The sequence below is a fragment of the Flavobacterium sp. LC2016-13 genome (genome assembly GCF_009707955.1).
In the GTDB taxonomy this organism is placed as follows: domain Bacteria; phylum Bacteroidota; class Bacteroidia; order Flavobacteriales; family Flavobacteriaceae; genus Flavobacterium.
Window position 1 is genome coordinate 110,576 of record NZ_WMDQ01000004.1, and the last position, 26,007, is coordinate 136,582.

Here is a 26,007-nt window from a genome sequence, read left to right on the forward strand (position 1 = left end):
AGTTCTTTTTGCTGAATTGTCCAAGAGAATCCGGTTTTCTGAATATTTTTTTTGAGGCATATCCTTTCCTTTGCAAAAATATTGTACAAGGAAAATTTGATTTGACTTTCATACTAAAATATCCAGTACTATCTGTTTGAGTTGTATCTCCATTAATATTTATATTCACGTTTTTAATTGGCCGATCTGTATCGTAATCATACACACGAGCATAAAACCTATTATTTGTACAACTGCAAAGTAGTAATATTATAAAGATGAATTGACTTTTCATATTGGCTTTTATAATTATTGACAGACAAATTTAGTTTTGACTTAGTCTATTAGTAGTCCTCAATAAAATATAAAAACATAACGATAAGGTTTTTAAATGGGCATATTCTAAATGATTGAATTAGAATTTTGATTCTAAAAAAAACGCTAAGAAAATTTCTTAGCGTTTTAAGGTTCGTGACTTGTTTATATAGAATCGCATAGAGATTTAAGACTATACTTCTTTTCGAATTTATCTAAACTTATTAGCATTTTTATACTTATATGTAAATTCTGTTGTTTGCTTATTTCCTGGCAACGAATACTTCATTATTATATCATAATTTCCATATCGCATAAATTGGTAATTCCTATTTAAAAAACGCTTTGCAATCGATTCAACATTTTTATCTCCATTAACATAAGCATTAATAATTTGGTTATTTAAGTCAGTCCAGTCTTGTTTATAAAGGAAAGGCATATTATACTTAAAAGGAAAATTACCTTTTGTCCATGTTTGATTTACATCATTTTCAATACTTGTCATGTAATAAGCATTAAGTGGAATTGCTTTTGCCGGAATTATTCCTAAATCATTTGTATCTCTATTATCAATAGAAAAATTACCATTTAAAGGATAATCCTTATATAAATATGGAAAAATATCTGTTAGATAATACTCATCATTTAGTTTAGACTGTGCGATAATGATTGGCTTGTCATCACTATATGATACTCCTTGTAATTCTACCAGATCAAATGCTTCCTGGCTTGAAATAGTATTGGTTAAATAAATAACATCTGAATATAAAACTCCAAAATTATAATTTTGAGTATTTATAGCATTCATTTTAGAAGTGAAGGTTTTGTACTTACTTGTATTGAATGAATACGATAAACGATCGATACTGCCTTCTGCTTTAGACAATGCATCAGCCTGATTTTCTTTTATTTGTACATCATTACCATCGTCATTAATTGTATTGGTTCTTGTTGATGAAGTTGTATTTCTTTGTGGAGTTTGTTTTAAATTACTCATTATCGAAAAGTTGTATTTCTTTTCTTGTTTAATATCTGGTAAATCATAATAAACTTCATTTGAACTAGTATTATAATTAAAAGCCGTTGCTTTTGTATTAGAATTCCCTTCTTCGTTTATTTTTATACTAGTTTCCCAACTCGCATCTTCAAACAAATAGTCCTGGCCTCTTTTTAACTGAATATATCCTTTTGAATATTCATCTTCAAGGAAATATTTCTGATTTACAATTGGGTATGAATATTTAATATTTGATAATGGAATATGATTAGGCGCTCCGCCTGTTTTAAAGAGCCTTTCTTCATATTCAGTTGCAATTTTTCCATCCACTTTTATTGGCTGAAACACACCATTTATCATTTTTTGAAAGCTAACTTCAACTTGTATTTTAAGTTCTTTATTTGGAGGTAAAATATCTGTTGAAACAAAATTTACCCTGTCTTTCATAGAACCCCATTCAAAAGTTCCTTGAATTTCGTTTACATCATCAAATACCTTGAATTTTTCTAATATTACTTTATAAGTAACATCTCCTGTATCTTCGGGAATTACAAATGCTTCATTAACTTTCATTGAAAATGCGGCTTGCGGTACAGCAAAAACATCAACATCTGTTGAATTTTGTTTTGGTGTTACATCGGTTATCAATTTAATTCCGCCTAATGGAGATGCATTTTCAAATTGACATTCTTCTCCAATTTCTAATTTAAATCTAAATTTTCCTTTTATTAATCCACCTAAAACATTCATATTACCACCAACATAACCTCGCATCCAAACCGGATTTGGTAATTTTGCCTGCAGCAAAACTGCCGCTCCTCCAGAAATTATAGGAACTTTTAGCTTTATAAAAGCAAGTTTTATTCTAACTCCCAATTCTCCCTGTAAATAAGCATAAGATTGTCCATTAGCATACCATCCATTTATACCTACCAATTTTCCTGTATTAGAACATTTAGCTTCCTGATAATCTTTAAGCATAATGTCAAATCCCATTCCTGCTTGAAAACGGGCATAAAAAAGCAAGAAACTTAAATCTCCTGTATCAAAATCTAAACTCGCTCCAAACGCTAGACCTCCTCCATTAGCCAACGCATTTTCATCACGCATATAATCTAAATCTTTGGCATCAACACCTAAAATTTTAGCAACAACAGCCGGCGGCGGCGGACTTCCAGGAAGCACTGTCCCTGCCATGAAATAGCTCGTTGTTTTTAAAAATATACCTGCCACACCTATTTTTACCCCACACCTATCGTCTGGCGTTCCCATATACATATACCAGTCTTTAGGATCTTTATGAAAAACTCCCCAAACGGCTCTTCCTCCAGGTCCAGTTCCTGATAAAAAATTTCCAGGAGTATTAATGTATACATCTGTTGTCGCATGCATAGATTTATTCTGAAAATCAAATTCAATTGCTGCTGCCATTTTAATTCCTACTTCTGCAGATAAATCTCCCGGGATTGCTTCTTTTGCCTCGGGAATATACTTACTTGCAAAAGATCCTTTAAGATCACTTTCTGTAATTCCTAAAAAACTTTTTTTTGAGGTAACATTTGAAGACACTTTTTCCATTAACCCGCTGATATTTTTCATTCCTGGTATTTTAGCCATAACATTGGCTTTTCCAAAAATGGCCAATCTGTTGACTCCTCCTTTTGAGTTAAATGCTATTTCAAATCCAGCTTCACCATCGCAGATAGTTTCTGAACCAATGTGAAAATAAATCAAAGCTTTAATTCCTAAATTTATTTTTTCATCAGGAGTATAACTAAGCCCTGATGGAGAGAAATCACCAATGGCAATATCAGAATTTCGATGCATCTTATAATATGCTCCGCCGCCAAAACCATTTATCATAAATGGTGCTGGAACTGAAGGAAATTTTACAGCCGCATCAAAATACCAATATCTAAAAGTCGTACGTCCGAAAATAGCTTTTGCTTTTACATTGACTACTTCAGCAACATCAACTTCTAAATCTGCATTAAACCCATTACCATAAACAGGATCTTTTTCCATTAAAATAAGACCACCTTTAATTTTTAACCCGCTAAACTGGCAGTCAATATTAATAGCTGATAGATCCAAACCAGCATATCTGCTTTTTTGCCTATGTCCTTCCTCATACATTTTTCCCAGAATTCCTATCCTAGCTGTTGCTCCTGCTCCTATGCTTTCCATCAGGTTAATTCCTAAATCAAAATCAATTCGGGAATCATTTCCATTAATAGCAACATTTATATTGCCAATTGAAACAGGAAAATTTCCAAATGCAACTGTACCTTTATATCCCATATTTCGTACAGAAATAATTGGAGAGACGGTCTGGAGCTGTAAGTTTTCAAAGGAGATTCCTTTAAAATCAACCATTCGTTTTCCTTCTACATCCTTATCATCTGTCGCTCCTTTATTGGTACCAAAAGAAACTGTTCCATTTAAATTGGCTTTGGGTAAAAATCTTCCATTAACTAAGTTTAACTCTACAGAACTATTAGGCAGTAATAGGGCTTTCGCTTTCCAGATATCAAAAGATAAAGAATCTTTAGTAACAACAATTAACTGCTGCTCACTCATGGATATAAATCCATTGTAAAGTAACCCTTTTCTTTTGTTTTGTGCTGAATTTGATGAAGATGAACTTGTTGATTTAGTAATTGGCAGCAAAATTTCACCGCTCAAATTCGCTTTTATAAAAGTATTTGCAGCAATAGTCACATCTATATGATCCAAAGAATAAGCCCAGGATTTTTCTTCATTTGTAATTCCTCTATCGAGAGGAAAAACATTATCTGCATAAAAAGTTCCTGAAACTCCAAATTTATCTATTATAAGATTTTGAGCTCCTACATGAATTCTTTCTTTATTTGATGCCGTATCTGTGGTTTGAAATTCTTTTGGAAGGCCTATATCAAAAGTCTGAATAAATACCCCTTTCCAAGCTTGGGGACTTGGTACTAAAAGCGCGTTCTTTGCATAGTATTCAGGAAAAACTACTGATGGATCGTTTTTTAAATCACTTAAATCTAAGACTGCATTACTTACCAAAAACTGGAAATTACCTTCAAAATCTTTCCCATTTCGTTTATCTTTCAAAATAAAAGGCTGTAAGCTTACATTTACTAAAATATCATTCCAATCGCTAGCAGTGAAACTAAATTCTCCTCGAACTCTATTAGGAATCTGAACTGTTTTTCCGTTATAATAAGTTTTGGGCACTGTTGTTTTTGCTTCATCGACTGTTTTTGTTGTTGGATCAATTGGTAAGATCAAATCTCTTGAAAACTCAATTGCTCCCGAAACTTTCATTTCCTTAAAACCATCACAGTCAATTGTTACATAGGTTAAATCATTGACATGACCAGTTGTCATTTCAAAGCCACCATATAAAGACAACTGCCATTTATTATCACTAAAAGGAATATCTACATTCCCCAATAATACTAATTTTGCCTCTCCAATGATTCCTCCCTGATGTGAAAGTTTTACATTATCGGCTCCAAAAAACAATTGCATTGGCTGCCCGTTTTTATCTTTTTGAGGAATATCTACTCTACAGAATACTGTCAAAGTAGTATATTCTGGTGAAAAAACAGCCTTTGTAATCCCGATAGAATATTGAATGTTGTTTACCGTATTTCTAATCCCAACAGGCAGTTCTACCAAATCCTGATTTGAAAATTTATCAACCCAACGATCTGATGCTGCAATTTTTTCTATTGAGCTCGCAGCTGCGTTCAATTCCTTTGGAGCTGTTATATCCTGTCCGTAAGAACTAATAAACCAAAAAAGTATAAATAAGGCAGATAAGTTTATTTTGTAAAACTTCTTCATAACTAAAAATCTATTTTATAAATTGAAATCAAAATTTCAAGACGTTTATATTAAGGCGTTCATTTTTTTAAAAACTGTACCCGTAATTTAAATTCAGCATAATATCATTGTTGGCCGGCTTATTTGTTGAACTTCTAAACATTGAAATCATACCTAATGAAAAATTGTGTTTTTGTAATAGCGTATAACTATTATTAAGCTTTAAACCGAAAACAGAACTTGAGTTTTCATCACTTTGCGTATTATTATACAATAAACCAAAATTGGAGTTTAACTTTTCTTTGAGCAGTTTTTTAGAAATACCAACTGAAGCACCAAGTGAAGAGTTGTCAAAATGCCCTACTTGGTTATTTGTATAATTTAAAGAACTGTTTAAAGCTGTTTTAATTCCGAGGAAATTTATAGTGTGTCCCAAATTATAATTCTGAACTGTGCTTGCCTGTCCTTTTCTGATAATTCCTCCTTGTTCGTTCGCCTGACCGGCAATGCTATAATTGAAATTCATATTTTGGTTTTTCTTTTCCCCAAAAGAATAAGTTAAATTTAGGTTCGCATTTTGAGACAATTGTTTATAATTTAAAGTATCAGCCGCTACAACATTTGGATTATTGATCAACTCAAACTGGTCCATTTTTTTATTGGTGTAGGTTGAAAAATTAGAATAGCTTCCTGTAAAATTAAGCTGATCTGTAATTTTATAATTCATATTAATAGAACCAACTACTCGTTTACTATCTTGTTTTTTGTCATGTGCCAAATCATCTCTTTGGTATCCTAAACTAGCCGAAACATTAATGTTATCATTATAAAAAGGTCTTGAAAGACGCAATGCTATATTTTCTAAATCATTATTAAAATATAGTGCCCCCAAAGTATTATAGTTAGGATCGATACGTTCGTATGTTAATCCTAGTTTTGTTTTTTGAATAGTGTAATCAAAATTTACATTTAAAGCATTCAGGAAAATAGTGCTTTCTTTTGTAGAAAAAAGCCTGTCTTTAAAACTTCCCGTATGAATCGTTTCTGCACGGGTATCATCTGTTAGTATAGAAAGCGCATATTCTACATTAAAAGTCAAATCTTTTAATAATGAAGTACCAAAAAATAAGCTGTTTACAAAATTCGATTTCGGTGTTACTCCATTATCATTTCCTGTATACACAATAGAATTCACATTGTCTTTAGCATAGAAGCCAATCCATCCTATTTTATATCGTTCTTTTTCAAAACTTGTTTTTATACCATAACCGAATCGCTCATAAATTGGAATTCCACCTAAAGCATCATCTTGATTTACTGCTTTCGACAACTGTCCTCCCATCAAACTCACTTTAAAAGGACTTCTTGGCGTTAATTCTAAACCGACCCCTCTAAAAGGAATTCCACTTAAAGTGTAAGGCGAAAAAGTCATACTTACATTCCCTATATAAGCTTTTGCCCATTTGTATTTTGGCATAATACAAATTCTATTAAAGTCAAACGGAGCCTTGTAACCTAGATTATTTCCCTGATTAGTCAGGCTGTAAAATATTGGAATGTTAAAGCTGAATGCACTGACATTCAAATTACCAGAAAGCAAATAACTAAATGGCTCACGAGAATTCTGCTGATTGGAATTATAAAATATCATATTGGCATTTACTCCCCCTGTAACTTTAAAATTAGGCTTATAAAAACTTTCTAAATCAACATCTTGTGAATAGCTATTTTTAGTTACTAAAAACAGTAAAACAACGAGAAGTTTTAACCAAAAAACTGTATTATTTATTTTCATTAATTGATTCCTCCTTTATTGTTTTTGTACTTTGATGTCGCATAAAATATAAGAACTGGTTCCGTTTTTTACCATGTATTTAATTTTGATTGCTCCTTTTCGTCCGTCTTGTGTTTTGAATAAAATTATTCTTGGATATGTAAAACCAAATTGCTGTTCTCCTGCCGCGCTGTAACTTATATTTAAAGCTTTTATTGAAGTATCATTTACCATTGCATCAAACTGTGCTTCTGTAAAGTTTAGTCCGCAATTACAGAGGTTTTGAGAGTTTACAAAAATGGTGCTTTGTGCATTTTTGAGTGAAAGAAAACCATAATTATTTACCTGATCTGGTGAAATAAATTTGTTATATGCCAAATTACCGTTTAGCCCTTGAAATACAATATCTATTAAATTGCTGTTCTGTTCATTGATTTCATTTGCTTTATATACTTGTCTGGTAACGGTAGAAAACATTGCTCCAATATTGTTATTGTTGTGTGCCGAGTTTATCCCTAATTTTATATTTGTTAAAATACGTAGGTTTGTATCTGGCTGGACTGTAACAATTGATTTAAAAATTTGATTTGTTTTATCATTCGAAGCTTCCAGAGTAACTTCATGAGTACCAACACTTGTAAAGATAACCGTTGGATTTTCTTCTGTAGATACTGACGGATTACCTCCTTGAAAAGTCCATTTGTATTTTACAGCACTAACTGATTTATTTGTAAAATTAATGGTTACCGGAGATTGGTAATCGTCATTTTCAAATTTTGGTTCATATGAAAATATACTCACTAATAAAGGTGCAACAACTATTGTTTTAGTTACTTTTTGAGATTCAACGCCATTAGAAACTGTTAAAGTAATTGTATGCTCTCCCGGAGTTGTAAAAATAATATTTGGGGGTGTTTTTCCGGAAAAAGATACTGGTATTCCTTCTTGAAAATCCCAGTTAAATGTAAGTCCTTCACCAAGAGTATTATTGTTTATAGATATCTCAACAGGCGGATAATTACTTTTTAAAACTTCAGGTGTAAAATCAATATTAATTCCGTCCCTAATCACAACTGTTTTGCTGATTTCTTTACTCTCTCCATCTGCATTTGATGCTTTAAGTTTTATGGTATAATTTCCTTGTTTATCATACAGGACTTCGCCTGGGTTTTTCAAAGATGAAGTACTTGGACTTCCTCCTTCAAAAGTCCATTCGTATTTATCTGCTCCAGTAATTTTACTTTCTATTTTAATGATAACGGGTACCGATTCTTTGTCATTAACATAAGATGTGGTAAAATCACCTTCTACAATTATAGAGGTTTCCTGATAACAAGAAGTTATTACAATAAATAGTAGTAAGAGTAAAGCTTTTTTCATGATGGTTATTTTAAAAACACTACAGCTTTTTAAAGCTGCAGTGTTTTCTATTAAAGCATTCTATTTGCTGCAATTATTTTTATAATCTTCCAATACCTTTATCAATCCTTCAAGTGTTTTAAAATCATAATTTTCAAATACTATCGAATCGCATTTCAGATATTCTGCAACATTTTTTTTCAGTTTATCGTCGCTAGATTTGTTGGTATACAAACCTTTTTCTTGTGTCGGAACTTTTAAAATAAAATCGGATAAAAGTAATGGATCGACCAAAACCATGTAACCATTTTGTTCATACAAAATTTTATAGAAGCTTGAAAAATCAAAACTTAACGAGTTTAAACTTCCAGCTGCTCCCAAAGTATTTCCTATCGTTTTTAACCCCAAGTAACATCCTTCGCTTCCGCCTTTATCAATACAGAATCTAACTCCGTTTTTTGATTTAAAAGTTTCTGTTTTTTCTCGACCTTTTTCATTAGTAAATTTTAATACAACTGTTTTACCGTAAGCTGTCATATCAGCCATTCCACTTGATGATTCTGATTTTATAGATTGGAATTCAGCAGTAATTGGTCCAGATTTTTTTTCGCTTTTTTCATTTATTACAAATCCGTTTTGTTCATAAATATTAGCTGAATTTGAACGCTCTGTTTTTATTTTTTCCTCAGTAACTTTCGCCTGTTCTGCTCTAATTGCAATTACTTCTCCTTTTCCCTGATGCTGTAGCGTATAACTATTCCCAATCAATACTCTTACAATATTCATCGCAGTAATATCTTTACTCATTTTGTATCCTATTGGATTTCCACTATTATCAAAAGCAACTTTTAATACCTTTTTATCAAAAGTGATCAATTCCTGATTTAGAAATTTATTGTAACCTGAAATCGTACCTCCTTTTCCAAACCACGTCCCTATTAAATAATTATCCAGATCCATCACTTCATACATTACCTCACCATTTGTTGCTGGTAAGGTTACTTCTATATAACCAATTCTTTTATCAAGCGGATCTTGATTTTTTGCTTTTATACTATAAATAACTCCTGCATCATCGATAGTTAATTGGTATGTATCTGCAACTTTATTTGCTTGATTTATTTCATTTTGAACACCTAGACGTTTTTCAGAAATGCCTGCTGATTCTCCATTTACAAACCCCTCAATAGTTTCCTTATTTAGTCCATCGTTTGTAAAAAAATTTCGCTCTAGTAATTCATAAATTATACTTCTATCGTAATTGAATGCACTAAATTTTCTGCTCTTGAAATCCATTTCGTTCAATTTTCCAGTTGTTTGATCTTTAAGTTCTATCCATGGTAATGTCAGGGAAGGTTCATTTGGAACAGTTTTCACCTCGGCAGTAACTGCATAAGTCTTATCTAGATTGTAAATGGTAAAAATTGGCTTTTTACCCTCAATATATCCTACTATTTTTTCATCGAGTTTTATTTCTCCTTTATCAATTTTTATTTTTTGGGCGTTATTACTTATTGAAAAAAGTAAAATTAATAGGGTTAAAATTTTTTGTTTCATGTGTTAATACTTTATTTTAAATTAGTTTATTTCATAAGGAATTACTCCAACAATCACTGTCTTATTGGATATTTAGTTTCGTAAAATGTGGTATTTTTGGTATTCTTAAACTTTGTAAGTTCTACAAAAAGGATATTAAAGCATTCTATTTAATTAGTTCTAAGATTTACTAATTATCTTTTTCTTAATTTATTTGGTTTGAAACTTATAAATAAGCTTCTATTTAGTTTTTTTATTATCTATTACTTCGTTTTAACTTTAACTAAAGCTTTGCGCTAACAAGCTAAATAATTAAAATCATTCCACTTCTATCCTTTCAAACTTTATAGATAACGGTTTTATGACATTCTCTTCAAATAATTTTATTTGCATATTTTTTTTATTAGAAAACCAACCAAAATCATCATTTCCTTTGCCATTTATGAAATACAGATTTAGCTTAACAGGCATATCTTTATCATTTCGTCCCTCATTTACCTTTAAATAATAGGTTAGTTTTTCTCCATTTTCAAATATTCATATTGTATTTATTTCTGAAGCGCCAAGAACCGAGTCTTGATAAGTTAGGTATATTGACTTATCAGAAATTGTTCTTAATTCATTTTTAAATTTTATAACAGATGTATTAAACTCATATACTTTCATTTAATTTGGAGAGCTTACAGAACCGTGAAAATAAAAATATGTCAAACCAAATAGTAGTAATTTATTTAATATGTATCCTGAAATAAAAATTATCATTAAATATTTTAATATTTTTCTCATTTTTTTTCTTTAAACAACCGCAGAAAATTTCTTGCGTCGTTATATACTTAAGCTCTTAATTTCTTTAGGGGGACAAATACGATCCTCTATATATACAAAATTTGTAACTAGAGTAGAATATTAAAATTACAGCAATTGACAATATTTAAATTCATTTTTTTTAATTATTATTTAAAAAAATCTTTTCTAGTTACTCCTTCTGGTAGCTCTAAAATTAACTATTTTCCTCTACTATATATTTTCGATAATACTTCAAAATATATAATGGAAAAAAAGCTACAAAAATTGGGAGATATATAAAAGTAAATGCTTCTTTCATCTTAAAATAAAATAGCTCTAAAAATATAATAAGACAGTAAGTAAATATTGGTATGAAAAAATAATATTTTTTAGAGTTTGTTTCATCAAAATATATTGATAAAGAAGAAACGAATAAAAAAGTATATGTTGGTAAAATATATAGAAGCATTACAATCTCAAACATTAATGACCGAGATTCTCCACGAAAATTTAAATCCACAAAATACAAAAGCAAAATTAAACCTATAAAATAATTAGACAATAGGTAAGATTTGCTTCTATATGAAATATATACAATAGAAATTAAAAAAAATATTTGTAAAATGTAACTTAACATAATTCATTATTTTATTGTTATAACAAATGCTTCAATTGTTTTTGAAGAACTTGGCAAGGATACAGCTCCACTAGATGAAGCAAATTGTTTAACAACTAACCTGTCAGTTCTTGTAACCTTTATCTGTGAAGGAGGAATTCCTTGTTCTCCTAAATATTTTACTGTATATTCCACTACATTTACAGCTCTTGATTCATAATCACTTAGAGCCTCATCTACTGTAGCTAATATTTTACCGTCAGCATAATATATAGGAACATATATAACTTTTTCATTTCGTAATTTAGCAATTTCGTAGTCTATAATTCCTTTCATTGAACATTTGCTTCTAACAATAAAATTAATCATCTTATCAAAAACAGATAAATTCAGGAGCAAATTATTTAATTTATATTTTGAAGCAATAAGCCAAGATAAATTCTGCACGTAAATATGGTACCAATCTGGTCTTAAAAAAATTTGATCGGGATAACCACCATCTGACTTAAAATGATCCCCTGTGTAACCTTCTTCTCCATACATTATAAAACCGCTTGAATCATTAGTAAGATATAGATCCTTTAAAGCCTCTTTTAAAGTTCTTCCTTTAAAAATTTCCTTTTGCTTTGATTCATTATTTAAAAATTCCAATCCGTCTCTTTGCAAATAATAATTAAAAAATTTAATCCAAGGTGTTATTTGACTTCCAAGTGTCGTTTCTGATTTTATCTTCTTCCAAGAATCTATATATTTTCTAATAGTAGTATCATCTGCTTCTTTTAAATTTAAATTCTCCTTCATATCTTGCGGTTTTAAATTTCCGATCCTAGTATGGGCATAAGTATCTCCAAAGCGATGTAATAACTCTCCTTGAGTTTTAATATCTTCGATTGGTGCATATAAAAATTTAATAGTTGTAAAAAATTCTTCAATTCCATGAAATCCTCCAGTTAATGAATGTATTTCTTGTTGTGGTCCCCCAGGATGGCCCCATGTATCATTTAACTCAAAATTCATGGGACTATGAATTGTAGTGTCTGGTGCTTCTGTTGCTGTTGCTAATTCTTTAGCTTTAGCTGGATTCATTCCTAACATCAGAGAAACTAAATAAACTGTAGAATAATGTCCATCCGTTTCATACTCCCCACTACTCTGACTCTGAAACGCATACAACCTAAACGCAGGATCATTGATTTGTTTCCAATCCTGATGATTTAAAACAATTCCTGAACTGTAATCCATTAACAAATCAGTACTTTTTTCTGCTGTTTTGTAAACTTCAAAAGGATGTTCTAATTTAAAAATTCCGTGGCCGAGTTCATGCGCTGGCGTTTTTGACAATGCAGTCTCAGAATTAAATACATACCCAAATTGTCCATTCAAACGCATATAACCTTGTTGTCCGGTGCTTGATGTTTTATTGGTAATAAAAAGTACATAGCTTGATTCTGTTGATTGATATAAACTGTTAATTTTTTGCTGTTCTGTACTATATGTTGAAGTAATTGTATTTTTTTCTGTTTGAATTGTATTACCAGATACTACACTGCTAATATTTATAACTGGTTGTTTTGTAAAATTTACCTTTACCCCAACTTTATTATAAATTACCTGAGTGTTTGAGATAACTTCATCAAGTTTGTTTTCAGAGATAGCATCTGTAGGAACTAAAGCAACATTTACTTCTTTTGATGAAATATGTACCAGCATAAAAGCTCCTATTACTTTCCATTTATCGCCTTGTTGTATGGTTGCTAAAACTTGCTCTTCGGCATACGTTAATTTACCATTTACAGTTAAAATGAAAGTTTTATCATTTCTTATTGCATCGATTTTGGCTCCACTTTCTGTCTTAAAAACAATACTATCTAATTTTATATTCGCATCAGCAAGACTTACTGTAGCCAAAACTGTATCACTCTGCCCGTTTACAACGGCTTTATAAGGCAATGCTTTTGTACCAACTTGTTTATACAGTTTTTTCAAACTTTCGGTGGCATTTTCAGGCATTATATCAAAAGCATATTTACTCTCATTACCTGAGAATGCAATAGATATTCCTTTGGCTGTAAACTCAGTCACCTCACCATTTTTATCTACTCCGTCTGTATTTGCAAGTGTTGATTTTCCGCCAACTGCTGGTTCATCTCCTTCGTTGCTTCCGTTTCCGTCCTTGTCTACAGTATAAATTTTTCCTGTATCATCTGTAATTACGGTATCTTTACCTCCCGGTATGGTAACTTGTTCCCCATTTTTACCGTTTACTACGATGTCTCCATTTGCATTAATGAAAATTTTGCCAATTTCAAACGGAACTTCTTCTTTTATTTTGCCACTTTGTCCTTCTCCTGTAAAATCTTCTACATCAACAACATTTTTCCAATCCGCATTATAACTTGTTTCTACTACTCCACTAATTAACTGATAATCTGTATTAACTACAATGTTATTAAACTCAACGGCAATTTTGGTGTCTTTTAAGTATGGTACAATAATATAACCACGGCCTGAATATGGACTGTTTTCTCCTTTTAATTCTAAAACTGTCACTGGGAAATCACCTGCTGTGAAAGTTTCACTCTGAATTAAGTTGGTAAGCGGTTTTTGGTTTTGAATATTAACTTTAGAAATAATTCCGCAATTGTAAGCCGGAACTCCATTAGTTTGAGTCGGCGTTGTGAAGGTGCTGATTCCTGAATAAGTAAACGACTGGATTCCCTCAGTTGCTGGATCACAGCTTGAACCAACTCGAAATTGATAGGTTACTCCGGGTTCTAAATTGGTAATTAAACTTTGTGTATTTAAACTATTTGTCGAAAACCATTGTGCATTACGAACATCTTGTTTTTTATATTGCAGCTGGTATTTAGTATGATCAGGAATTCCCTGCCAGGTTATTTTAACGCTGTTTGGTCCTTGTGCTTCACTTAATAAAAACGTTGGCGCAGCACAAGGTGCAGTATATTTAAACGAGTAGATTTCGCTGTAACCATCATTTTTAAAAACTGCATTTTCAGATAATCCTGTTGTTGAAATTGCCCTTACACGCCATACATATCGCATTCCCGGCGTAAGAATTGGCATGCCTAAATTATACAACAAAACAGTACTAAAAAGTGTTTCTTCGTACAAAAGTGGTGCCATCTGAAAGGCAAACTGCGGATCTAGTGTAGGATCAATCAGCTGTTTTAATTCAAACTTATACGAAACATTGGTTGCATTGGTTTGTCGCGGTGTCCAGGTAAACATAATATTCGGGAAATCGCTTGCTGCAATTTGCTCATTTTTTTGAGGTGTATTTAATAGTGGCGGATTATTTAGTATTAAATACAAACTAGCACAGCTTTTTTGCGAGATTCTTTGATTTGTGATGTAATCATACATCTCAAAACAAAAATTATACATCCCTTCTGGTAATCCATTTGCATACTGAGCTGCGGTAATCCCTTGTAGGTTTTCTAATCTAAATAAGGCAGAAATATCAGTATTTGTTAAAGTCTGAAGTTCACCTCCATTAATAAAAATTGGACGTTGCTGCATATAATCGCTGGTCTGCACATTAAGTCCATTACCTTGAATATATAGTTTTAAGCGAACCTGCCTGTTGTTTATTGAAATATCTAATGTATTTATTAGTAAACGCATTTTAGTATCCATGCTCGTAGCATAATCAGATATTTTTACGCTGTAAGGACTATTAAAAACTTGTGTTAATTGTACGGGATATAATTGCGCATAACTATTTAAACCAGAAAACAGTATTAGGATAAAAAGATATATTTTTTTGAAAATGTTTTTCATATTTTAATAGATGATAATTTTTCTAACAAGCGTTTGTAATTCTGTTTCTAATACTAAAATGTACATTCCGGACTGTAATGAGGTATTAAAATCGATTTCATACTTTTTCTTTCCTGAGTCTTTTTTCTGCATAGTAAATTTTCCTGTAGTAGAAAAAAGTCGTAAATTAATTGCAGTATTATTCTCCAGATTAACAATTGCTTTAAAATTACCGTTGCTAGGGTTTGGCCTCACGATAAAATCTATTATAGACTTTGGTGAACTGCCGGTATTTGGCAATGTGCTTCGTTTTTCTACTTTAATATTTTTATTGTAGATGGCAAAACATTCTCCTTGTGTTTGCTGTAAGCCAACGGTGTAGGTACCAATCTCGTTAAATTTGAGTATAATGTATTTTTCTTTTTGTTCGATTGTTTTTACTCCTTCAGGCAGTATCCATTTTGTACTTTCTCCAAAGGGATCGCTTACATTTACCAAAATAACTTCTTCATCCAGATAAGCCTGAGAGCTTAATAAAAATTCAGAACTTATAATTGCTTTGCTTGTCTTAATTATAATTTCGTCTTCACCTATACATCCTAAACCTGAGGTCACTTTTACATGATATGTTCCGGCTTTTGTTATACTTACTTTTGGCTGGTTTGATGTAAATCCATTTGTGGAAGTCCAGCTGTACTGTGCATTAGCATCTTCAATAGCAGCATCTAAATCTAAAACCTGATCGTTACACAATGTTCTGTCTTTTCCTAAATTAACTATAATTGGGTTTGGCTCTTTTAAAACAAATCTCTTTTTGTAAACGCAGCAGTCAGGACAGGTAATACTTACTTCATAATTTCCTGCTTTAAGATTATTTAAATCTTTGGATGTGGCACTGGTGTTCCATAAATAGCTGTAGGGTAAATTTCCTCCTGTAACATTTAACTGTATTGAGCCGTCGTTTGCTTTATAACAAGTTGGATTTTTGATTGTTTCTGTAGTTAAGATTCCTTTTGGATCCCCAACAAAAATACTTCCCTGCACAACACATCCTTTTGCATCTGTAACCAATACAAAATAATTACTTGTTGTAATATTCTCAATTTTTGCAGTTGTTTCTCCGTTCGTCCATTCATATGAATAAGGTGCTGTTCCGCCAGAAACATGAGCTTCTGCCCATCCATCATCTCCATTGTTACAGCTGGCATTTAATTTTGTAAACGTCAAATTTAGTTTTGCAGGCTGGGCGATGTACTGAACTGCATCAGTCTCCTTAACTAAAATATTATTTGTGTAAGTTCCTAACTTAATTCCATTAGCATCTTCGATATTCAAAGCATAAGTTCCTTCTGAAATATTTTCAATTGTTTCATCCTGATCGTTCCATATTTTCCAAGAACCATCGCTTTGTTTTTTCTTCCAAGTATAATAATAGGCAAGTCCGTTATTTTTATCGGCCTGTAACTGAATACCACCTTTTACATGTGCTGCCAAAATTCCATCCTGCGATTCATCTCTTTGATTGTCTTGAGGATTTATATCGGTTTCGTTTCCAAATTCATTATTTATATTACAAGAAATAGTTCTTACTATTTCGAATGTAACTGCAAGCGGATCCGGTTCTTCTAATATGATAATTGAATTTGAAATATTACAACTTGATTTATTTGTTGCTGCATCATAATTGGCATCATGAACATTTAAGGTGTATGTTTCCTGAGGGATTCCATTTAAAGAAATGGTATAAATGTCATTATTAAAACTAGTAGTTGCTGTCTGTATAACTCCTTTGCTATTTTTCCATTCATACCAATAGGAGTTATTTGCAGAAATAGTACCACCTGTAACTTCTACTACAATTTTTCCGTTTGTTGCTTTGTAAAAACTAGGATTTAAAACCTCACTATATTTTATTGTCAAAGGCGCTTTAGGTTCTGTAATTGCAACATTTTCCTGTGTTGTACAGCCTTTAGTATCAGTAATAAAGACCCAATATTCACCTGCTTTTAGAATAGTGTTTTTATCGGTTTCTGTCTCGTTTGACCATTTATAATCATAAGGTGGAGTTCCTCCGGTAACATTTGCTGTTGCCCAGCCGTCATTTCCTCCATTACAAAAAACATTTCCATTTGTTATGGTAACAACTAATTTTGGAGGTTCCTGCATAAATTGGGTCACATCAATTTCCTCTACAAGCTTATTATTGATATAAGTTCCCAACATAATCCCGTTTCTGTCTTTTACATTTAAGACATAATTTCCATGAGAAAGGTTTGAAGCTGTTTCTCCCGTAATGTTAAACAATGGCATCCAAGAACCATCAGCTTGCTGTTTTTTCCAATAGAAATAATAAGGCAATCCGTTATTTGCAGATGCTGCCAATGGAGTACCGCCTGTTACATGCGCTATTAAAATACCATCTTGTGATTCGTCCCGTTGCCCGTCTTGCGGATCTGTATCTTTATTATTACCAAATTCATTATTTGAATTACATGAAATAGACCTAATGATTTCAAAGGTTACTTTTAGCGGATCTGGTTCCTTCAAGGTTACTTTTGAATTCAGGATCGAACAGTTTTCAATTTGCCCTGATCCTTCGTTATAATTTTTATCTTTTATGGTCAATAAATAATCATTAGCAGGAACTCCATCTAACGTAATAATGTATTTTCCATCTAATAGTTCCGTTGTTGTTGTTTGAAGGACTCCGACTGCATTCTTCCATTCATAAATATAGGTACCATCATTGTTAGGAGTTCCTCCTGTTACTTCTGCAATAATTTTACCATTGCCAGCGCCTGAAAAAGTAGGAGATACAATTTCTTTATAGTCAACTGCCACTGGCAATTTCGGTTCTGTTAATATAATATTTCCTTTTATAAAACAGCCTTTTTTATCTGTAACTTCAACGAAATATTCTCCTGCTGTTAGCTGTGATATTTCATTATTATTTATGATTCCACCGTTAACATTATACCATGTATAGTTGTAAGGAGTCATTCCGCCCGATACATTTGCTTTTACCCAACCATTATTTCCACTATAGCAGGAAATGTTTCCGGTTTCAAATGATAAATTTAATTTTGCAGGTTCTGCAATTTCTTTTGCTGCCGGAATAGCCGTTACCAAATCTATAGTGTTATAAATTCCTTGTGTAATTCCATTAGCATCTATAATATTTACAGCATAATTTCCTTTTGAAAGATTCTGAGCAATTTTAGAAGTCTGGTCCTGTAAAACATCCCAAGCATTTACTGCATCATTATATTTTGACCAAACATATTGATAAGGTTCAATACCTCCAACAACTACAGCACTTAAAATCCCATCTGAAAATTTATCTGAATCTGTATCTTCATTTTCTGAGTTACAAGATATAGATTGTGTTTCTGTTAAGGTAATTGCAATTGACTGGGGCTGGATCAAAATTTGAGAAGATTCAATAACTGAACAACTCGTTTTATTTTCAGCCGAAACATAATTTTTATCTGTTACTGTTAATTTATATTCTCCTGCCGGAACATTTTCTAACGAAATAGTATAGGTGTTATCGATCGCATTATACTGGGCGGTTGTTACAAATTCTTCACCAGTGGTTTTTATCCACTTATAGTCGTATGATTTATCATCTTTTATCGTTCCACCACTTATTGAAGCTGTAATTTTCCCATTAAACGCTCCAAAAAAAGTTGGGTTTTGTCTGTAGGTGTAATTTACCGTTAAAGGTGATAACGGCTGATAAATAATTGCTTCGATAATTTTTTCTTCACCAAGCTGAATTTCTTCACCAACTAAAGTTTGAATTCTGGCAATACAGCCATGCATGTCTTTAACTTTTATTTTGTAAGTTCCCGGATTTAATCCATAAATGGTATATGATTTATTATTAGGGAAAGCTATCCAGCAAGCCCCATTATCTAATGAATAATAATCATTTCCTAAAACGTCACGGGTACCTCCGGTTGGAGTAATTGTTATGGCTCCATCATGAGATTCATAACATTGTACATTTTTAGCTTCAAATGTAAAATCTAATGGAAGAGGGGGAATTATTTCAAAATCTTTTTGATGTTCAGAATCCATCACATATGTATTAGCACCTTTCTTATCTGGTTCTTTATACCAACCCAATAATTTTATTCTGTACTTTCCTTTTGTAAAATTACAAGGTATTTCGTATGTTAAATTATTTTCGATTAAAATAGTTTCATCATCTTGAGTAGAGTAAATTACTTCTTTAATATTTCCTAAGTCATCTAACTCAGAAACTGAACATGTCAATGTTTCTCCTGCTACTAATTTTGAATTAAATTTTATTATAGCTCTTCCATCATTTGTATCAAAACATTTGGTTTGTTGAGCATCAACAGAGTCAATAGTTGGTGCTGATTTCGCATATAATAATTCTACTGTAGTCCCGTAAGTATTGGCTCTCAAAGTAATCTTTTTACCTACAGCGTCAAAAGGTAAAAAGTCTTCACAATTTATATTTAATGAGTTTACTCCTTGATATTCATCAGGTAAACTTCTCCAAACATCAACCCAGCGCCATGAAAGCCCGACTCTAATACGTTCCTGCTCTCCATCAATATGATACATCCATTGAAAATACTTGTTATCAATACCTTTCATTTCTGGAATAACAATTGAACTTGCTGTACCTATAATATTATTATTAATATCAGGATTAGTTAAATTAATAACTGGATGTATATCGATGGTAATGTTACCAGATTGATTAAGTTCTAATGTAGAAAAATCGATGTATTTATAGAAATAATCTGTAGTAACCAAAAGAGAAGCATCGCTGTATTGAACACCTTTACACCCAAAGTTTCCTCTATCCCTTTTAGTAGTCCTAACAAACAACTCAGTAACTTTATCGTCTTCAGTAAAATAAAAAATATCAGATTCAAGTGACTGATCGGTTAATCCATGTCCATTGCCAGGATATGCAGCTGATCCTTGAATCAAGGTTTTATAACTATTTTTGATATCTTTATAAGCTATCCATTGTAACCCTCTTGTAATATCATCTCCACATGAACTCCCATCTGCACCTACTTGGCCAGTAATTTTTAAAGTATAAACGGCCTTTCCTGATAAATTTACCTGCGAAAAAACAAATCCCGAAACCAATAAAAAAAACAATAAGTAAATCTTCTTCATAAATCTTAATAAACAACAGTTAAAACTTCTTCTTTTGCAGGGTTGCTACTCTGTAAACTTGGAACCACGTGATACTCGTATTCCATATTTATTTTTAGATTTTTATCTTCAATAGTAAACACATCACTATTTAATTCCTTCCATAATGTGGGCGGAGCTCCTTTTACATTTTTATATATACTTAAACTGTTTATCTTGTCTTTGTTTTTGTTATAATCCCAAGTGAGCGTTATTTTTTTATTTTCTCGATCTGGTATACCTTGTAAAAATGAAATTACTTTTACTGGTGTAAAATCTAAAACTTGTATTGTTATTGTAGAATGATCTAGTGATGACCAGTTATTGCTTCTATCTTTAGCCAAAATAGCATACTGATATGTTTTTTTATTTTCTACCCTATCGTCTGTAAATTCTTGAATTGTGTCGTTTATCTGTTTTATTTCCAACCATTTTTCCTGTCCTTTTTCTCTTCTTCTAAGACTGTAACCTACGACATCTTCACTATAACTGCGAATCCATTCTAAGTGGACTTTCCCATCTTTATTAACATAATCTTTAAAAATTGGTGCTGCCGGCGGAATTTTATCCGGTTTATCTAAAACTAAAACATCAGATGGTTCAGAAATATTAAATCGCATATCTTCGGCAGCAATTCTATAATATACTTTACCGTTTGTCATTTTTAAACTAACACTATCTTTATAAGTAGTACCAACATATGATTTATGATAAATATCTACAAACTCTTCATCTGCATTATTGGCTTTTAAAATACGATAGCCTCGTAAATCTTTTTCCTGATTTGGTTTCCATTTTAGTTTTACCGTTCCAAGACTATCAATTATACCTTCCAGTCCAATCGGTTTTGCGGGAGGTATAGAATCTACAGGCTGTACCAGCATACTTTGTGAGGTTAAACGCTGATTATTTTTGCCTACAACTGATATTGTAAAGTAGTTAGATGGAAATAAATCTTCTTTGTAATTTAATTTTCTCTGCGATGGAGGGATAATTTTAGAAACTACTTTATAAGGTCCTTTATCATTGTCTGCTAAGTTGATTTCGTAACCTTGAATAAAACTTTCTGATTCTTTTGGATAATCCCATTCTAAATTAACTTCATTAGAATTAACGATAGTGTAGTCAATTAATCTGGCTGAAGTAACTACAGCATCCACGCCTTTAACTGTAATAGGTTTTGTTACTTCTCCCTTTTCTCCAAAAGAAGTTATACCATATAATCTATAGTGATATATTTTATCGTTGACACTAAGTGTATCCACATAATACATTGTTTTTGATGGATGATCTTCTTTATCGTTTAAATTTACAAGCGCTGTATTTGATATTGGTGCATAACTTATTCCGTCAGAGGATTTTTCTACCATAAAAGAAGTATAAATTCTTTTGAAAGTTTCGTAATCCCAGGAAAGGATTACTTTTTTATCATCCGGAACTGCAATAAAATCTGTCGGCGCTGGCAACACACTATAATCTTTTAAACCAATAACATAAGACGATTCTTTTACTTTTGGATTTTCGAAAACACTAACCTGATAGGCATAAACTTCATTCTTTTTTACATTGGTATCAACAAATCCCCAGCCTGCTTTTACCGCTCCTTCAAAACTCATATCGGCTGCGTACAAAGCAAAAGTGTATCGCTGATCCAATTCATCAGCCATATTTACAATTTTTGACAACTCTCCTTCTTTGGCTGCGGTCACCTCAAAACTTTCTCCATAAATGGATTGTGCTATAATAGCCGCATTACTATCTTTTTGTACTAAGTCCAGCCAAGAGTCTAAAGGTTCTGGCACTAATGGCTTTAGCGTAAGTAGTGTTTTTTCAGGTTTAGGTAAAATAATTCCATCCCGCAATACAGTTGTTCTGGTAATTATAAATCCTTTTTTATTTGCTTTTTGCCACTCAATAGGAGAATTTATTGCCCAGCGGATTAAAATTTTATCTTTCTGGGCTCTGGTATTAACCATGACAGTCGCAGGTTTAGTTTGAGAATATGATAATGATATAAATAGTAAGGATAATAAAATGAGTGTTTTTTTTGCCATTATGCAATTGTTTCCATATGAAAAAAGCAAACACTTCAAGTGACCATGAAGTATTTGCTTTTTCTATTTGTATTTTTTAATATGTGTACTGAGTAGTTTGTGTTGAAATAGAATTCCCACTTTGGTAACTTTCTACTTTTTCTGTTGGATAATCGTTTGCATCATATTTATAACTATATGTTGTTATACTTGTACTAATTTTATCTCCTGATCCTGAAGTAGAAGTTTTCTTAATTACATTATTAACAAGTGTCTCATCGTCTAATAACAAACCTAAACCTGTAACATTTTTTAAAGGATGTTTTTTAGTATCGTACTCATATACATATGAACTTTCGTCTCCATAATAAGAAACTTCAAGCTTTACTATATTACCATCTTGTAATGTGTATTTTCCTGTCGCTCCATATTCTTGTTCAACCCCTGTTTCAACAATACCTCTGAAATTGTCATAAATAACGGTTCCATCTGCATTATGAACATATCTTGTTTTATAGTAGTATTTAGCATTAGTATTTTTTCTAATACTACTCGTCAGCTTTCCATTAGTGTAACTGTATTCTGTTGTTAAATCAACTTTACCATTAGTATCAAGTTCTTCTATTTTTGTTATGTAGTCTCCAGTATAAGTATACTTAGATACCAAACCATCTTCTGTAATACTAACTATTTTATTTCCATTATATTCATAATTTATAGTTGAAGAACTTCCATCAATCTCTATATCTGTTATTTTTTTTACTAAAATTGAAGAAACTGGCTCAGATGACTCAGACTCATTGTTATCATCTTTAGAGCACGAGGCAAACACAAGTAAAACGGCACTTAATAAGCTTAATAATTTTTTCATAATTTTGATTTTAAATTAATTGGCTAATTTAGAAATCAAACCATGAGCCAACACTCCATTAAAAATTTAAATTATAACAAAATAAGACTTATTAAATTTTTGTTAATTTTTTTTTCAGTAGTATACATAAAAAAAACGCTAAGAAAATTTCTTAGCGTTTTTTGTTTTATTAATCTAAAACCAAACCTATTTGGCCGTCATCATCTAGTTCTGTCTCTACCGATTCATCATCTTCGGATAATTCCGGTTTTTCAGGAATTTCTTCTACAGGTTCCTCGTAAGGTAACGGATCAAGTAAGTTTACTTGTTTCAATTTATCAGTTGTTAATTGATTTCCTAAAGCTTTAAAACCTTTTACAGCTATAAAATCTTCAATATCAATATGCAAATCTTCTTTTTGAACTCCTTTTACTTTTGTAAAAACTAATTGTGCCACCGGGCGATAATCTGTTGATACAATTTCTAATTGAGAGTTTGGATGATCTGTAATGAAACTTTCTTCTTTATTTTCGGTTTCAACTAAGAAACGTTTCAAGAAATAACGTTCTTTTTCTCCGTCGTAATAAATAGCCGAAATTGGTTTTTTAGGTTTCCATTTTTCCAAAACAATCATATCTTCATCAAAATGCGTTGATAATTCCGGAATGATAACTTTCAACTTACCAGACTGACTGATAATCAAAATTTTATCACTTGGTTTAAATTCTCCTAATAACTCTCCTCTCGCATCAACGTTTAAACGTTTTACAGTATCGTCAAACCAAACTTTTCTTGGTAATAAAGTCGAAATTCCTTTCTCTTTTAATTCGATTTTCTTGATTGGATATTTAGTCACTAAATTTCCTTTTGAAGCTCTTCCTTTAATGGCTAACTTGGCAAAATCAATATCGAATTTCAATTTTTTGATTGTTCCAACCTGACGTAATAAAATCGTAATTACTTCTGCTTCTCCATTCGGATTATGAGAAAAATAAACGACTTGCGATCCGGCTGTTTCATTGGTCAAATCATACGGTTTATCACGCGTTACACCGGTAACATTGAAACGTTTGATATAAGAAGGTCCCGATTTTCCGTCACGATAAATCATGTTGTAAATCGTACGCTTATCACTTTTATCAAAAATAGCAACGTGAATAATATCTTTTCCAACAAAAGTCTTTGCATCAACTTTCGTAATCATCATTTTTCCATCGCGTAAAAACACAATTACGTCGTCAATATCAGAACAATCGGTAAGATATTCATCTTTTTTAAGACTTGTTCCAACAAATCCTTCTTCGCGGTTTACATACAATTTTGTATTACGTAAAACCACTTTTGTAGCCTCAACATTATCAAAAACACGAAGTTCTGTTTGACGTTCGCGGCCTTTTCCGTATTTCTCTTTTAATTTGGTAAAGTATGCAATGGCAAAATCAGTTAGATTTTCCAAATTATGCTCTACTTCCTTCATTTCATCTTCTAACTTGGCGATAAAATCATCCGCTTTATCAGAGTCGAAACGCGTAATACGAATCATCGGAATCTGAGTCAGTCTTTGTAAATCATCATCGTTAATTTCTCTGACAAATGATTTTTTGAAAGGCTCAAAACGATCGTATAAATATTTATAAAGCGATTCTCTGTCCGAGTATAATTTGAAATCAATGTACATTTCTTCACGAATGAAGATTTTTTCTAAAGTAGAGAAATGCCATTTATTTTTTAATTCTTCTAACTGAATTTCTAATTCTTGCTTAAGCAGATCAACCGTTCTGTGGGTCGAAATTTTCAACATTTCAGAAACTCCAATAAACAATGGCTTATTGTCTTCAATAACACAACCTAAAGGCGCTACAGAAGTCTCGCAGGCTGTAAAAGCAAACAAAGCATCGATTGTTTTGTCTGGAGAAACGCCCGGGAAAAGATGAATTAAAATCTCAACATCGGCAGCGGTATTGTCTTCGATTTTCTTGATTTTGATTTTGCCTTTATCATTGGCTTTCAAAATACTGTCAATCAAAGTCGTGGTATTGGTCGAAAACGGAATTTGCGTTATCACCAATGTATTTTTGTCTAATTGGGCAATTTTAGCACGCACACGCACACGCCCACCACGTAATCCGTCATTATAATTAGACACATCGGCAATACCTTGTGTCATGAAATCAGGATATAATGTAAAGGCTTTTCCTTTTAAAATCTTGATTGAAGCATCAATCAATTCATTAAAATTGTGAGGTAACACTTTCGTGGATAGACCAACCGCAATTCCTTCTGCTCCTTGTGCCAAAAGCAACGGAAACTTTACCGGAAGATTGTTTGGTTCTGCACGACGACCATCATACGAAACACCCCAATCGGTAATTTTTGGAGAATATAAAACCTCTAAAGCAAATTTAGATAAACGTGCCTCGATGTAACGAGAAGCCGCAGCTCCGTCACCAGTTAAAATATTACCCCAGTTTCCCTGACAGTCAATTAATAAATCTTTTTGTCCAATTTGCACCATGGCATCACCAATACTCGCATCTCCGTGTGGGTGATACTGCATCGTGTGCCCAACAACATTGGCAACTTTATTATAACGACCATCATCCAGCTCTTTTAAAGAGTGCATAATACGACGCTGAACCGGTTTAAAACCATCTTCGATAGCAGGAACTGCACGCTCCAGAATTACGTATGAAGCATAATCCAGGAACCAGTCTTTGTACATCCCTGTTACTTTCGTAATAACGTCTTCGCCTTCTTCTTCCTGATTTTCGTAAAAATGCTGGCCTTCAAAATGCTTGGCATCTACGTTGATAATTTCATCGTCATCTCCATCCTGATTTTCATCAATCGGATTTTCATCTGAATTATTCTCGTCGTCATTTGGAATTATGTTATCGTCTTCTTCGTCTTTCATTTATTTATATTCGAAAATTATAAATTTAAATTTGTTGTGATAAACTTTGATTTAACTCAAGTTTG

At 32.1% G+C, this 26,007-nt stretch carries 9 protein-coding genes; all 9 read right to left on the reverse strand.

The window, feature by feature from the left end; translation table 11 throughout:
• Positions 1 to 505: 505 nt before the first annotated feature.
• Positions 506 to 5,128 carry a hypothetical protein gene (locus GKZ86_RS09825; RefSeq protein ID WP_154782938.1) on the reverse strand — a complete coding sequence of 1,541 codons (4,623 nt, stop codon included), beginning with the start codon at positions 5,126 to 5,128 and terminating at the stop codon, positions 506 to 508.
• A gap of 67 nt (positions 5,129 to 5,195) precedes the next feature.
• Entirely contained in the window at positions 5,196 to 6,902 is a 1,707-nt protein-coding gene (locus GKZ86_RS09830; RefSeq protein WP_194632485.1) for a hypothetical protein, read from the reverse strand.
• A 15-nt stretch (positions 6,903 to 6,917) separates the two neighbouring features.
• The gene (locus tag GKZ86_RS09835) at positions 6,918 to 8,261 is read right to left on the reverse strand and encodes a PKD domain-containing protein (protein WP_154782939.1); all 1,344 of its coding nucleotides are present in this window, start codon (positions 8,259 to 8,261) and stop codon (positions 6,918 to 6,920) included.
• Positions 8,262 to 8,321: 60 nt separating this feature from the next.
• A complete protein-coding gene (locus tag GKZ86_RS09840) occupies positions 8,322 to 9,797 on the reverse strand; it encodes a hypothetical protein (RefSeq protein ID WP_154782940.1) in 1,476 nt (491 codons plus the stop codon).
• 1,408 nt (positions 9,798 to 11,205) lie between these two features.
• A complete protein-coding gene (locus GKZ86_RS09845) occupies positions 11,206 to 14,979 on the reverse strand; it encodes a fibronectin type III domain-containing protein (RefSeq protein WP_154782941.1) in 3,774 nt (1,257 codons plus the stop codon).
• A 3-nt stretch (positions 14,980 to 14,982) separates the two neighbouring features.
• Positions 14,983 to 20,127, reverse strand: a complete 5,145-nt coding sequence (locus GKZ86_RS09850) for a T9SS type A sorting domain-containing protein (RefSeq protein WP_154782942.1) — start codon at positions 20,125 to 20,127, stop codon at positions 14,983 to 14,985.
• Between the two features lie 5 nt (positions 20,128 to 20,132).
• Positions 20,133 to 22,121, reverse strand: coding sequence for a fibronectin type III domain-containing protein (locus GKZ86_RS09855; RefSeq protein WP_154782943.1), 1,989 nt, complete (start codon positions 22,119 to 22,121; stop codon positions 20,133 to 20,135).
• Positions 22,122 to 22,275: 154 nt separating this feature from the next.
• Complete coding sequence (locus GKZ86_RS09860) at positions 22,276 to 23,010, reverse strand: hypothetical protein (RefSeq protein ID WP_154782944.1); 735 nt, start codon at positions 23,008 to 23,010, stop codon at positions 22,276 to 22,278.
• Positions 23,011 to 23,218: 208 nt separating this feature from the next.
• The gene (locus tag GKZ86_RS09865; RefSeq protein WP_154782945.1) at positions 23,219 to 25,942 is read right to left on the reverse strand and encodes a DNA gyrase/topoisomerase IV subunit A; all 2,724 of its coding nucleotides are present in this window, start codon (positions 25,940 to 25,942) and stop codon (positions 23,219 to 23,221) included.
• Between the last annotated feature and the right edge of the window lie 65 nt (positions 25,943 to 26,007).

What these genes read in the sequence shown, in the direction of transcription:
- GKZ86_RS09830 (WP_194632485.1), bottom strand. Translation starts at nt 6,902, where the DNA reads ATGAAAATAAATAATACAGTTTTTTGGTTAAAACTTCTCGTTGTTTTA.
- GKZ86_RS09865 (WP_154782945.1), bottom strand. Translation starts at nt 25,942, where the DNA reads ATGAAAGACGAAGAAGACGATAACATAATTCCAAATGACGACGAGAAT.
- GKZ86_RS09825 (WP_154782938.1), bottom strand. Translation starts at nt 5,128, where the DNA reads ATGAAGAAGTTTTACAAAATAAACTTATCTGCCTTATTTATACTTTTT.
- GKZ86_RS09840 (WP_154782940.1), bottom strand. Translation starts at nt 9,797, where the DNA reads ATGAAACAAAAAATTTTAACCCTATTAATTTTACTTTTTTCAATAAGT.
- GKZ86_RS09850 (WP_154782942.1), bottom strand. Translation starts at nt 20,127, where the DNA reads ATGAAGAAGATTTACTTATTGTTTTTTTTATTGGTTTCGGGATTTGTT.
- GKZ86_RS09845 (WP_154782941.1), bottom strand. Translation starts at nt 14,979, where the DNA reads ATGAAAAACATTTTCAAAAAAATATATCTTTTTATCCTAATACTGTTT.
- GKZ86_RS09835 (WP_154782939.1), bottom strand. Translation starts at nt 8,261, where the DNA reads ATGAAAAAAGCTTTACTCTTACTACTATTTATTGTAATAACTTCTTGT.
- GKZ86_RS09855 (WP_154782943.1), bottom strand. Translation starts at nt 22,121, where the DNA reads ATGGTTAATACCAGAGCCCAGAAAGATAAAATTTTAATCCGCTGGGCA.